Annotated in this window: 12 protein-coding genes; 8 read left to right on the top strand and 4 right to left on the bottom strand. The window is 69.1% G+C overall.

Annotated elements, in window-relative coordinates; all coding sequences use genetic code 11:
• Nucleotides 1-6 precede the first annotated feature (6 nt).
• The 6 genes from AVR91_RS04500 (at nucleotide 7) to AVR91_RS04475 (ending at nucleotide 8,114) form a co-directional block, all read left to right on the top strand.
• A complete protein-coding gene (locus tag AVR91_RS04500; protein ID WP_063271826.1) occupies nucleotides 7-1,335 on the top strand; it encodes an ABC transporter substrate-binding protein in 1,329 nt (442 codons plus the stop codon).
• Between the two features lie 3 nt (nucleotides 1,336-1,338).
• Nucleotides 1,339-2,883, top strand: a complete 1,545-nt coding sequence (locus AVR91_RS04495; protein ID WP_063271818.1) for an alpha-N-arabinofuranosidase — start codon at nucleotides 1,339-1,341, stop codon at nucleotides 2,881-2,883.
• The gene (locus tag AVR91_RS04490; RefSeq protein WP_063271819.1) at nucleotides 2,876-4,639 is read left to right on the top strand and encodes a glycoside hydrolase family 35 protein; all 1,764 of its coding nucleotides are present in this window, start codon (nucleotides 2,876-2,878) and stop codon (nucleotides 4,637-4,639) included. The genes AVR91_RS04495 and AVR91_RS04490 overlap by 8 nt, the downstream gene beginning before the upstream one ends.
• Nucleotides 4,640-4,864: 225 nt before the next feature.
• On the top strand, nucleotides 4,865-5,542 hold the full coding sequence (locus AVR91_RS04485) for a response regulator transcription factor (RefSeq protein WP_063271820.1): 678 nt from the start codon (nucleotides 4,865-4,867) through the stop codon (nucleotides 5,540-5,542).
• The gene (locus tag AVR91_RS04480) at nucleotides 5,535-6,929 is read left to right on the top strand and encodes an ATP-binding protein (RefSeq protein WP_063271821.1); all 1,395 of its coding nucleotides are present in this window, start codon (nucleotides 5,535-5,537) and stop codon (nucleotides 6,927-6,929) included. Before AVR91_RS04485 ends, AVR91_RS04480 begins: the two co-directional genes overlap by 8 nt.
• Before the next feature lie 57 nt (nucleotides 6,930-6,986).
• The gene (locus AVR91_RS04475; RefSeq protein ID WP_076857259.1) at nucleotides 6,987-8,114 is read left to right on the top strand and encodes an acyltransferase family protein; all 1,128 of its coding nucleotides are present in this window, start codon (nucleotides 6,987-6,989) and stop codon (nucleotides 8,112-8,114) included.
• A gap of 9 nt (nucleotides 8,115-8,123) precedes the next feature.
• Here AVR91_RS04475 and AVR91_RS04470 read toward each other — a convergent pair whose 3' ends face one another.
• On the bottom strand, nucleotides 8,124-9,572 hold the full coding sequence (locus tag AVR91_RS04470; RefSeq protein WP_063273500.1) for a DHA2 family efflux MFS transporter permease subunit: 1,449 nt from the start codon (nucleotides 9,570-9,572) through the stop codon (nucleotides 8,124-8,126).
• A gap of 395 nt (nucleotides 9,573-9,967) precedes the next feature.
• Between AVR91_RS04470 and AVR91_RS04465 the strand changes: the two genes are divergently transcribed.
• Nucleotides 9,968-10,462 carry a MarR family winged helix-turn-helix transcriptional regulator gene (locus AVR91_RS04465; protein ID WP_063273499.1) on the top strand — a complete coding sequence of 165 codons (495 nt, stop codon included), beginning with the start codon at nucleotides 9,968-9,970 and terminating at the stop codon, nucleotides 10,460-10,462.
• Here the strand turns inward: AVR91_RS04465 and AVR91_RS04460 are convergent.
• Together AVR91_RS04460 and AVR91_RS04455 are read right to left on the bottom strand one after the other, a co-directional pair.
• A complete protein-coding gene (locus tag AVR91_RS04460) occupies nucleotides 10,459-11,058 on the bottom strand; it encodes a DUF6506 family protein (RefSeq protein WP_063273498.1) in 600 nt (199 codons plus the stop codon). The two genes, AVR91_RS04465 and AVR91_RS04460, sit on opposite strands and share 4 nt — an antisense overlap.
• A gap of 79 nt (nucleotides 11,059-11,137) precedes the next feature.
• A complete protein-coding gene (locus AVR91_RS04455; RefSeq protein WP_063273497.1) occupies nucleotides 11,138-11,521 on the bottom strand; it encodes a winged helix-turn-helix transcriptional regulator in 384 nt (127 codons plus the stop codon).
• 95 nt (nucleotides 11,522-11,616) lie between these two features.
• Between AVR91_RS04455 and AVR91_RS04450 the strand changes: the two genes are divergently transcribed.
• Nucleotides 11,617-12,024, top strand: coding sequence for a RidA family protein (locus AVR91_RS04450; RefSeq protein WP_063273496.1), 408 nt, complete (start codon nucleotides 11,617-11,619; stop codon nucleotides 12,022-12,024).
• A 3-nt stretch (nucleotides 12,025-12,027) separates the two neighbouring features.
• On the opposite strand, the gene AVR91_RS04445 is transcribed toward AVR91_RS04450, so the two are convergent.
• On the bottom strand, nucleotides 12,028-12,507 hold the full coding sequence (locus AVR91_RS04445) for a cupin domain-containing protein (protein WP_063273501.1): 480 nt from the start codon (nucleotides 12,505-12,507) through the stop codon (nucleotides 12,028-12,030).
• Nucleotides 12,508-12,738 lie beyond the last annotated feature (231 nt).

Here is a 12,738-nt window from a genome sequence, read left to right as displayed (position 1 = left end):
CATTCGATGTCGCGAATCCACAGACGCGTCAAGGCAGCGGTCGCCGTCGCCTTGGCCGCGGCACTGGCCGTCGGTTGTTCGTCCGGCGCGGAGGGCCCGGTCACCGGGTCGCAGGACTCGGTCGACGCCGCGCTCAAGGCGGGCGGCACGATCACCTACTGGAGCTGGACGCCGTCCGCGAAGGACCAGGTCGCCGCGTTCGAGAAGGAGTTCCCGAACGTCAAGGTCAACTACGTCAACGCCGGTACCAACAAGGAGCAGTACACCAAGCTGCAGAACGCGATCAAGGCGGGCTCCGGGGCGCCGGACGTCGCGCAGATCGAGTACTACGCGTTGCCGCAGTTCGCGCTCACCGATTCGCTGGCCAATCTCGATCAGTACGGCTTCGGGGCTTTCGAAAAGGACTACACGCCCTCGACCTGGTCCAGCGTCCGGGTGAATAACGGCCTATACGGCCTCCCGCAGGACTCCGGTCCGATGGCGTTGTTCTACAACAAAGAAGTCTTCGACGCCCACGGCATCGCCGTGCCGAAGACCTGGGACGAGTACGTCGCCGCGGCCAAGAAGCTGCACACGGCCGACCCCGGCAAGTACCTCACCTCCGACACCGGCGACCCCGGCTTCGCCACCAGCATGATCTGGCAGGCGGGCGGGAAACCGTTCACCTCCGACGGCCGGAACGTCAAGGTCGACCTGGCCGACGCGGGCACCAAGAAGTGGACGGCCACCTGGAACCAGCTGGTCGAAGGCAAGCTCCTCGCCCCGATCAAGGAGTGGTCCGACGACTGGTTCCGCGCACTCGGTGACGGCACCATCGCCTCGCTGGTCACCGGCGCCTGGATGCCGGGCAACTTCAAGTCCTCGGTGCCCGGCGGCGCGGGCAAATGGGCGGTGGCGCCGATGCCGACCTACGACGGGCAGCCGGTCACCGCGGAGAACGGCGGCAGCACGCAGTCGGTGCTGAAGCAGAGCGGCAACCCGGCGCTGGCGGCGGCGTTCGTCCGCTGGCTCAACCACGGCAACGGGGTCAAGCCGTTCATCGCCAGCGGCGGCTTCCCGGCGACGACGGCCGACCTGGGCTCGCCGGCCTTCCTCGATCAGGCCGATCCCTACTTCGGCGGCCAGAAGATCAACCAGGTGCTCAACGACGCGTCGAAGAACGTCGCGAAGGGCTGGAGCTACCTGCCGTACCAGACCTACGCCAACAGCGTCTTCAGCGACACCGTCGGGAAGGCCTATCTCGGGGGCACCTCGCTCGACGCCGGACTGAACGCCTGGCAGCAGGCGATCGTCGACTACGGCAACCAGCAGGGCTTCACCGTCAGCGCGGGGTGAGGCGTGGGCATCGAGATCGAAGCCGACGTCTCCGACGTGATCGGGCCGGTGCCGCGACGGCTTTTCGGCTCCTTCGTCGAGCACATGGGCCGGTCCGTCCACACCGGGATCTTCGAACCCGGACACTCCACTTCGGACGGTCAGGGTTTCCGTGGCGACGTCCTCGGGCTGGTCCGCGAGCTGGGGCCGTCCGTGATCCGATATCCCGGTGGGAACTTCGTTTCCGCGTACCGCTGGGAGGACGGCGTCGGACCGGTGGAAAGCCGGCCCGTCCGGCTCGATCCCGCGTGGCACAGCATCGAGTCGAACCGCTTCGGGCTGCACGAGTTCGCGGCGTGGGCGGGGGCCGCGGAGGTCGAGGTGATGTACGCGGTCAACCTCGGCACCCGCGGTGTCCAGGAGGCCGCCGACGTCCTCGAGTACTGCAACCACCCCGGCGGAACGGAACTGAGCGAGCGGCGGCACGCGAACGGCGCCGACCGCCCGTTCGGTTTCCGCCTGTGGTGTCTCGGCAACGAGATGGACGGGCCGTGGCAGGTCGGGCACAAGACCGCGGACGAGTACGGCTGGCTTGCCGCCGAGACCGCGCGGCTCATGCGGATGATCGACCCCGGTGTCGAACTCGTGGTCGCGGGGAGTTCGAACAGCGAGATGCCGACGTTCGGCGAGTGGGAGCGCACCGTCCTGGAGCACACCGCGGGGCTCGTCGACCATCTCTCACTGCACGCCTACTACCAGGAACACGACGGCGACGTCGCCAGTTACCTCGCCAGCTCCGCCGCGCTTGACGGCTACATCCGGACCACCGGCGGGATCATCGACGACGTCCTGGCGAAGGCCGGGCTGGACAAGAAGATCGGCATCAGCGTCGACGAGTGGAACGTGTGGGATCAGCGCCACTGGAACGAAGTCGAGCAGCGGGAACTGATCGACGGCGGCTGGCGTGAACAACCGAGGATCATCGAAGACGACTACACCGTCACCGACGCGGTCGTCGTCGGATCACTGCTCGGCTCCCTGCTGCGCAACGTCGACCGCGTCACGATGGCCAACCAGGCGCAGCTGGTGAACGTCATCGCGCCGATCCGGACCGAACCCGGTGGCCGGGCGTGGCGGCAGTCGACGTTCCACCCGTTCAGCCTCACCTCGGCGCTGGCCGTGGGGAACAGCCTCTGGCTCACCGTCACGGGTGACACCGTCCACACCGGACTTCGCGGCCGCGTGGACGTCGTCGACGCGGCGGCGACCTTCGACGAAAACGGCCGCTGTGCCGTGTTCCTCACCAATCGCGCGACCGGCTCCTCGACCGACGTCCGGCTGCGTATCCGCGGCGCGCGACTGGCGCTCGCGGAGACCTGGACCATCGCGGTCCCGGACGGACACGACCGTCATCTCACGAATTCAGCCGACGCGGAGCCGGTCCGGCCCGTCCCGTTGCCCGGCGCGACAGCCGCGCACGATCCGGAAGGAACCATCATCACCGTCACCCTCCCACCCCTTTCCTGGACCGCGTTCCGGCTGACCTCGGAGGTGGTCCGGGATGCCTGAGTTCGCCATCGGGGAGACCGACTTCCTGCTCGACGGGAAACCGTTCCAGATCATCTCCGGGGCGCTGCACTACTTCCGTGTGCATCCCGACCTTTGGGCCGATCGGATCGACAAGGCCCGCCGCATGGGTCTCAACACCATCGAAACCTACGTCGCCTGGAACGCGCACTCGCCGGAGCAGGGCGAATTCGATGTCTCCGGCGGCCTCGACCTCGACCGGTTCCTCCGGCTGATCGCCGAGGCCGGGATGTACGCGATCGTCCGGCCCGGGCCGTACATCTGCGCGGAATGGGACAACGGCGGCCTGCCGACCTGGCTGCTGCGGGACCCCGAACTCCGCGTCCGCGAGTTCGAGCCGCGCTACCTCGCCGCCGTCCGCGGCTATCTGGACGACGTCTACCGCGTGGTGGCGCCGCACCAGATCGACCGCGGCGGGCCGGTGCTGCTCGTGCAGGTGGAGAACGAGTACGGCGCCTTCGGTTCCGACAAGCGGTACCTGACCGCGTTGACCGACCACACCCGCGCCGCCGGGATCACCGTCCCGCTGACCACGGTGGACCAGCCGACCCACGAGATGCTGGCGAACGGCGGTCTCGACGGGGTGCTCCACCGGACGGCGTCGTTCGGTTCGCAGAGCACGGCACGGCTCAAGACCCTGCGGGAGCATCAGGCGACGGGTCCCTTGATGTGCAGCGAGTTCTGGAACGGCTGGTTCGACCATTGGGGCGCGCACCACCACACCACCTCGGTCGAAGAGTCGGCGGCGGATCTCGACGCGCTGCTCGCGGCCGGTGCCTCGGTCAATCTCTACATGTTCCACGGCGGCACCAACTTCGGGCTCACCAACGGGGCCAACGACAAGGGCGTCTACCAGCCGCTTGTCACCTCGTACGACTACGACGCCCCGCTCGACGAAGCGGGCGACCCGACGCCGAAGTACCACGCCTTCCGCGAGGTGATCGCGCGCTATCACAAGGTTCCCGACAGCGTTCCGCCCGAGGCACGGCCTGCTCCGGCGCCGGTCGCGGCCCTGAGCGACCCCACGCGGCTGCTCGACTCGCCACACCGCTGGGGGACCGCGCAGGAGCACGAGAACCTGCCCACCTTCGACGAACTGACCCCGGCCCCGCGCCTGGCGTTCCTGCGGACGACCGTCGACGCCGGGCAGCCCGGCGTGCTCACCTTCGGCGAGGTGCGGGACCGGGCGACGGTGTTCTTCGAAGGTGACCGCCTCGGCACCCTGCTCCGCGAGCACCACGATCGCGCGATCCCGTTGCCCCGGGCTCGCGGTGAGCTGGTGGTGCTGGTGGAAGACCAGGGCAGGGTGAACTACGGGGAGCGGATCGGTGAGGCGAAGGGGATCATCGGCGGCGTTCAGCTGCACGGCGAACCCCTGACGGGCTGGGAGGTCATCCCCGTCGACGTGCCCGCGCTGCCGGATCTCCTGCCCGAGGTCACCGTGGCCGAGCGCCCGGCGGGGCCGTTGGCCGGGCCGGTGACCGTGCGGGGCGGCTTCGATCTCGACGAGCCCGCCGACCTCTTCCTGGACACCGGGCACTGGGGCAAGGGGATGGTCTGGGTCAACGGGTTCATGCTCGGCCGATACTGGCGTCGCGGTCCACAAAGGACGCTGTACGTGCCGCGGCCGGTGGTCCGGGCGGGGCGCAACGACCTCGTCGTGCTGGAGCTGGACACGATGCTCGAACCCGAGGCGAGGTTCGTGCCGCGGCCGCTGTTGGGGCACACGGAGGCCTGAACCTCGCGAGTGGTAAGTCCGTGAAGGCCTCCTTGAGGGACTCTGGGTCCCTCAAGGAGGCCTTCACGGACTGGGCACGCAGGGCGCAGCGTGAGTGAAGGCGTGACTCGCGTGATCAGGGACGTGACTCGCGTGATCAGAGGCGGAACTCGTGTGTTCCGGCTCCAATCACGCGAGTTCCGCCTTCGATCACTCACGAGCGGGGCCGTATGGGATCGTGAGCGGATGAGGATCTTGCTCGTGGAGGACGAGCGACGCCTGGCCGAGTCGCTCCGGGCGGGATTGAGCGCCGAGGGCTACGCCGTGGACGTCGCGCACAACGGCCGCGACGCGCTTTGGTACGCCGCCGAACATCCGTACGCCGCGATGATCCTCGACATCATGCTGCCCGGGCTGAACGGGTATCGCGTGTGCCGGAGGTTGCGCGAGCGGGGCGACACCACCCCGATCCTCATGCTGACCGCGAAGGACGGCGAGGACGACGAGATCGAGGCGCTCGACACCGGCGCCGACGACTTCCTCCCGAAGCCGTTCTCCTACGGCGTGCTGCTCTCCCGGCTGCGGGCGCTGATCCGGCGCGGGGGAGCGATCCGGCCGGGCACGCTGCGGCTCGGCGATCTCGAACTGGACCAGGCGAGTCGCATCTGCCGTCGCGGTACCGCCGAGATCCCGTTGACCACCAAGGAGTTCGCCCTGCTGGCGTATCTGATGCAGCGGCAGGGCGAGGTGGTCACCAAGGCGGAGCTGCTGGAGAACCTCTGGGATTTCGCGGCTTCGGCGACGGCGAACCTGGTGGAGGTCCACGTGAGCGCGTTGCGGCGGAAGATCGACGTGCCGTTCGGCGCGGAGACGATCCGGACGGTGCGCGGCGCCGGCTACCACGTGGTGGGCTCCGGTGCCTAAGGCGTGGCGGTCGACTCGCTTCCGGGTCGCGCTGACGTCGTTCGTGACGTCCCTTGTCGCGCTCAGCGTCGTGTCGGCGTGGCTGGTGCTCGACGCCCAGAACCGGCTGGGCAACGGCGCCGCGCAGGTGGCGAGGGAGCGCGCGGCCGCGGTCGTCCACGTGCTGAACACCGGGGCCGCCCCGGCTGATCTAGGGTTCCTTGTGCGGGCTTCGATCTACGAGGTGACCACCCAGACCGGCGAGCGGGTCGCGTCTTGTCCCGGCCTGCGTTCCAGGGCGATCGTCCCGGACGGAGGTTTCGCGTACGGCGACGCCGTCCAGGAGCTCAAACCCGGCGACATCGACCTCGCCAGCCGGGAATCCGTCGGCTGCGCGCGTGAGCTCGGGGAAGATCCGGAGAGGAACGGGCTCCGGCTGCACGTGGCGGTCACCGTGAGCGGGGACAGCAAGTACCGGATCTACGGCGCCGCCATCGTCGACGAGTCCGGACAGGCCGCGCTCGATTCGGTGCGGGTGACGCTGCTGGTGGGTGTCCCGGTGATCGCGCTGCTGATCGGGGCGATCGCGTGGTTCGCGGTCCGCCGGTCACTGCGCCCGGTCGAGGCGATCCGGTCCGAGGTGGCGGAGATCGGCGCGCACGACCTCTCCCGCCGGGTCCCGGCCCCGGACAGCGCCGACGAGATCGCGAAGCTCGCCGAAACGATGAACACGATGCTCGCGCGCCTGGACACCGCGGTCACCCGGCAGAGCCGGTTCACCTCGGACGCGTCGCACGAACTGCGCACCCCGCTGGCGTCCCTGCGGACGCAGCTCGAGGTGTTGCTCGCACATCCGGACCGGCTGGACTGGCGCGACGCCTGCCGCAACGCGCTCCTCGACATCACACGGCTGCAGGACCTCGTCGCCGACCTCGTCCTGCTCGGCAAGCTCGACAACGCCGAGCCGGAGCGGGCCACCCCGGTGCGGCTGTCCGAAGTGGTGGAATCCTGTCTGTCCGGGCGGCAGGGCGTCCGCGCCGAGATCGAGGACGATCCGACGGTTCTTGGCGATCGCGGCAGGCTCGAACGGCTGCTGCGGAACCTGGTGGACAACGCGCAACGCCATGCCAGGACCGATGTCGAGGTGCACACGTCCACTGTGGACGATCTCGCCGTGATGACGGTGACCGACGACGGGCCCGGCATCCCCGCCGCGGACCGTGAGCGGGTGTTCGACCGCTTCGTGCGGCTGGACGACGGACGTGCCCGTGACGAAGGTGGCGCCGGCCTCGGGCTGGCGATCGTGGCCGAGATCGCCCATGCGCACGGCGGCACCGTCGAGGTCGCCGAGTACGACGGAGGCGCCCGTCTGGTCGTCCGCCTTCCGTTGGCGGAAGCGCGAAGCTGAAGACGTCTTCAGCTTCCTTAAGCTTCGGTTCAGCGTCCCGGCCCGACCCTTCGGGCCATGTTCGCTCCTTCGCTCCGCTCTTGGTGGCGGCCCCTCGGCCACGCCGACTACCTGGCCTCGTCGTGGTTCCCCGGCCTCACCGGAGTGCGTGCGCTCGCCGCCGTGGCCGTCGTGTTCTTCCACTACGGAGGCCCCGTCGTGGACCGCCTCCAGGGCTGGATCGCCGTGCAGTTGTTCTTCGTGCTGTCCGGGTTCCTCATCACGACACTGGCCCTGCGCGAGGAGGACCGCGACGGCCGGATCTCGTTGCGCGGGTTCTACCTGCGCCGGGTCTTCCGGATCATGCCGGTGTACTTCCTGCTCCTGGCGCTGACCACGATCGCGGTGACGATCGGCGGGACGTATCAGAGCAGCAGGCTCGCCGACGCCATGCCGTACTACCTCGTCTTCGGGAACGAACTCGTCGACTTCAACACGCCTTATCCGACGTCGTGGTCGCTGGGGGTGGAGGAGAAGTTCTACCTGGTGTGGCCCGCGTTGCTGGTGCTGACGTCGTTCGCGCGAAACGGGAAGACCGCCTTGCGGCTACTGCTGGGCGCCTCGGCCGTTCTCGGTGTGGTGCTGTTCGCGCTGCCGCTGGCGCCGTCACACACCTGGGCGAGCCTCTCGGTGCACTACTGCTCGCTGGTCGTCGGCTGTCTCCTGGCGATGACGCTCCACCATCCGCGCGGGTTCGCCCTGGTCCGACCGCTGACCAGCCCGGCCGTCGCCACGGTGACCGGCTGCGGCTTCGTCGTGCTGCAGTTCTCCGTCGGCCCGCTGGCGAAGGCAGTCGGCGGGCATTGGCAGTTCGTGGTCCCGGTCTACGCGGCGGGCTCGGCACTGTTGCTCGTCGCCGTCGTCTCACCGGGCCCGGTGCGGACACTGCTCTCGTGCAGGCCGATGACCTTCGTCGGCGATCGTTCGTACGCGCTCTATCTTGCCCAGACCGGTGCCGCCGGGGTTACGGGCTGGCTGCTGCCCAGCGGACTGGCCAAGGCCGCCGCGACCACCGGCGTCGCGTTGGTGTTCGCCTGCGCGCTGCGCCGCTGGGTCGAGCTGCCCGCCATCGCCTACGGCCGGAAGGTGGTCGAACGACGCGCGCCCGCCGAGCCCCGGGTGGAGGCCACGACGGGCGCGCGGTGAAGCGGTGGATCAGTGGTGAGCGGCCACCGAGGTGCCGCCGGCGCTCTTCTTGACGAACAGCGAACCGACGAACGCGGCCAGCCCGACGCAACCGGCGACCATGAACGTGGTGCGGATACCCGCCGAGTCGGGGCTGGCCGCCCCGGCCGTGGCCGTGCTCGCCGTGGCCACCGCGATGAACACGGCGGTGCCGAGCGCGCCGGCGAGCTGCTGCAGGGTGGCGAGGATCGCGCTGCCGTGTGAATAAAGGTGCTCGGGCAGCGACCCCAGCGACTCGGTCATCAGCGGCGTCATCATCAGGCCGAGCCCGCCCATCAGGAGGACGTGGATGGCGATGGCCGCGATCAGCGGCGACTCCGGGCCGAGCAGCGCGAACAGCCACAGCGAGACCGCCATCGCGGCCGCGCCGGGGATGACCAGGGGCCGGGGGCCGAAGCGGTCGTACAACGCGCCGACCGGACGGCCGAGCAGCCCGAGGACCAGACCGCCGGGAAGCACCGCGAGCCCGCTGACGAACGTGCTGGTGCGCAGGACGGTCTGCAGGTACAGCGGCAGCAGGATCGCCGCGGCGCCGAGCAGGCACATGAACAGCAGCGCCGTCAGCACCAGCGAGACGACGAAACTGCGGTGGGTGAACGGGCGCAGGTCCAGCAGGGCTCGATCTTCCTTCTGCAGGCGCAACTGGCGCCAGGTGAACACCGCGAGTGCCGCGGCCCCGATGACGATCGGCACCCACGGCGGCACCGGCTGATGCCCGCCGGCGGACTCGCCGGACACGGACAGGCCGTACAGGACGCCACCGAAACCGACGGCGGACAGGATCACCGACAGCACGTCCAGCGGAACCTTGCGGGTGTCGCTCTCCAGCCGCAGCTGGAGCATGCCGACCACCAGGGCCGCGATCGCGAGCGGCAGCACGATCCAGAACATCCAGCGCCAGCCGAGCGAGGAGAGCACGGCACCGCCGATGGTCGGGCCGATCGCCGGGGCGACCGCGATGACGATGGTGATCGTGCCCATCGTGGCGCCGCGTTTCTCGACCGGGACCAGGCGCATCACCGTCGTCATCAGCAGGGGCAGCATCACCGCGGTACCGCAGGCCTGGATGACCCGGCCGGTCAGCAGGAGGGCGAAGCCCGGGGCGAGCGCGCTGACCAGGGTGCCGGTGCTGAACAGGGTCAGCGAGGCGAGGAAGACCTGGCGCGGGGTGAACCGTTCGAGCAGGAACCCGGTGGTCGGGATGACGACCGCCATGGTCAGCAGGAAGCCGCTGGTCAGCCACTGGACGGTGGTGGTCGGGACCTTCAGGTCGACGGTCAGGTCACGCAGCGCGACGCTCAGGATGGTCTCGTTGAGGATCATCACGAACGCGGACAGGACCAGGACTCCGATCAGGAGCCCGGCTTTGGCCGGTGCCCGTTCCTGGTCGTGGGTGGTTTCGGGCAGGGTCTCGGTCATCAGTGAAGGGCTCCTGGAAGGGCGCGGGTCCGCGTGGGCCGCCTTCGACGACGGCAACGGTGACAGCGAAGGCGAGGTGAATTCGTCCTTCAGTCTGCCTGTGCCGGTCGGTGCCTGTCACGTGAATTTCCGTAGTGAGTACGGTCACTGCCCTTTTCGGGCGGCTCCGGGCCGCAAGCCGGAGGACCGGATTTTCGTTGGCAGCACGGTGAAAAGACGCCCGCGGGCAGATCCAGGTCGAAAGACCACTGTGGACACGGTTTCCGTCTTGAACGGCTTGGTGCTGCGGGACCTTCCCGAACGCGACCTCGGTCGGTGTGCTGAGCCATGACCGCGCTGACGGGCAAGGCCGTCGTCAGTGGTCCGCGGCCGAGGGGCACGGCTAGGCTTTCGCGGTGCCGAAGGATTCCATCGACCGCATGGTCGACGAGTGGGCCGCCAGCGACGGCGCGCTCGACGTCAGCGCCCTGCAGGTGGTCGGCCGGTTGTTCCGCGCCGCCGGGCACGGCCAGTCGGCCGTCGTCGAGGCGCTTCGGCCGTTCGGTCTCAGCTATGCCGATTTCGATGTCCTGAACACCCTGCGGCGCCGCGGCGACCCCGGAGGGACGCATCCGCGGGACCTGGCGGAGACCGCGTTGATCACCTCCGGCGCGATGACCGCGCGGCTCGACCGGCTGGAGCGGAGTGGCCTGGTGAAGCGCCACTCCGATCCCGAAGATCGCCGCGCGGTCCGGATCCGGCTCACCAAGGCCGGGACCGACCTCGCGGCGAAGGCGCTGGACGCCGTCCTCGTCGCCGACGAAGACATCCTGTCGCCGCTCAGCCCGGCGCAACGGCGGACGCTGGCGGCCCTGCTGAAGAAGCTCCTCCTGCACGCCGAAACCGGCTAATCGTTCTCCGCCTCGAACTCGGCCTTGTACGCGGCCGCGCGCTCGATCGAGTCGACCGGCCAGGCGACCAGGCTCACCGGTACCCGGTCGCTGACCGCCGCCGCGACGTCACGCGCGACGGTCAGTGAGGTGCCGCCGCAGATCTCGATCGCCCCGGTCCCGGCGTCGGCCAGTTCGCGGGCGATCCGGACCGCGGCGGGGGAGTCCGGCACCGAGACCACCGTCGTCCTGCCGCCGCTCGCGTGCTCGCGGACCAGGCGGTGCTTCGCCGGATCGGCGCTCGGATGCCCGACGAAGACGGTGGCGGAATCGCGGACCGGCCGGGCGGCCGGCACGCCGTACCCCGCGACACCGACCGCCGCCCGGCCGTCGACGGCCTCGATGACCTGAGCCGCCGATGCGAGGTCGAAACCGCGGTACAGCTCCATGAGCCGGGCGCCGTCGGCCACCGCCTCGGACGCGACCTTCGCGGCGGCGGCGCCGTCCGGAACCCAGACGAGCAGCGCCTCCGCGTCGCCGAGGTCCTGCACCACCCGGTCGGTCTCGGGGTCGGAACCCGGTTCGAGAAAAAGGAACAGATCGATGTTCTCGCTCATCGCACCCACCCAGTTAGCTTGGCATTGAACTACTTGATGCCAAGGTTAACCGGCCGGACTCGCGACGTATTCCGGAAGCTCAGGCGGGGGCGTCGAACCGGCGTCGTGAGTTCTCGATATGGCCGAGGAACCGGTGGGTCCAGTCGCACATCCCGTCGACCGTCGCGCGCAGGCCGTGGCCTGCCTCGGTGAGGGTGTAGTCGACGCGCGGCGGCACCGTCGGATGCACCGTCCGCTCGAGGAGGCCGTTGCGCTCCAGCATGCGGAGGTTCTGGGTGAGCATCTTGTGGCTGATGCCCTCGATGTCGTCGCGCAGCTCGGTGAATCGCCGAGTGCTGTCGCCGACCGTTTCGATGATCAGGAGCGCCCACTTGTTGGCGACGTCGGAGAAGATCTCGCGCGCCAGTGAGTCCGCCCGCAGGAGATCGGCGTCGTCCGAACCGTCGAGCTGCTTGGTCACCATCAGGTTCCCCAGTCACGAAAAAGTGCGTTCTTCCAGGTCGCCGCACACTCTCCTACGGTTTCTGGGTAACCACAAGTGACCTATGAGGAGTACGGATGAGCATCACCCTGGTGAATCCCGCGGGACTGCCGGAGATCCCCGCCTACCGGCAGGTGTCGATCGCGACCGGGTCGAAGCTGGTCTTCATCGCGGGGCAGGTCTCCTGGGACGCCGACGGTGCCCTTGTCGGCGAAGGCGACCTCGCCGCGCAGGTCGAGCAGTGCTACCTGAACATCGGCGCCGCGCTCGCCGGGGCCGGCGCCACCTTCGACGACGTCGCGAAGATGACCGTCTACGTCGTCGACTGGACGCCGGACAAACTCGCGCTGTTCCTCGAAGGCGTGGACCGGGCCGCCGCGAAACTGGGCGGTACCCCGGTTCCTCCGGGAACACTGATCGGTGTCGCGGCACTCGATGTGCCCGAGCACCTCGTCGAGATCGAGGCGACCGCGGTCATCGACTGACGCTCACTGGCCGCGCGCGGCACGCCAGACCGGGCTGTCGACGTAGTGGTTGTCGTACTGCTTCGCGGACGCGGCGATTTCCGAGGGGTCCGCTTCGCCGCGAGCGACCCGGTCGAGGAGCCGGTAGTAGTCGAAGCGGGCCATGCCCGGCGTGAAGGTGACCAGGACGTCGGCGTCCGATCCGGCGGCGGGCCCGAACGCGTGCGGCACCTTGGGCGGCACGGCGAGGAAGTCGCCCTTCTCCAGGGTGTGCAGGGTTTCCTCGACGAGGACCTGGAGCTTTCCTTCGAGCACGAAGAAGAACTCGGTCGCGAGGGTGTGGAAGTGGGCCGGGGTGCCGAAGACGCCGTCCTTCAGGGTCGCGCGGTTCGCGGTGAAGCCCCCGTCGGTGGTGTCCGAGTCGGCCAGCAGCGTGATCTCGCTGCCCGGCGCGTCGCTGACGATCTCGGCGTCGGCGGCCCGGAGGAGGATGGGGTCGAACATGGTGGCGTCTCCTTGGTTCTTCGTGTTCAGCGGCTCGCTGACAGAACCCAGCTTCTCCCGGGGGTGGCGGGTGATCAACGCGGAAAGTCGCCCTGATCGATAATGCGGAGGTTATCGATGCGGGGGACTTGCGATACCCGGAGCGGGAAGCGTTGAGCGATGGTCGCCACATGTGCCTCGCTTGCATCAGCAGTCGCAACTGCCGCGCGTGAAGGCCCCCTTTCCTCGGCT

Origin of the sequence: Amycolatopsis keratiniphila subsp. keratiniphila, assembly GCF_001620365.2 — a bacterium.
GTDB classification, from domain to species: Bacteria; Actinomycetota; Actinomycetes; order Mycobacteriales; family Pseudonocardiaceae; genus Amycolatopsis; species Amycolatopsis keratiniphila.
The sequence above is the reverse complement of the archived record's forward strand: the minus strand, read 5'-3'. Positions and strand labels throughout refer to the sequence as shown.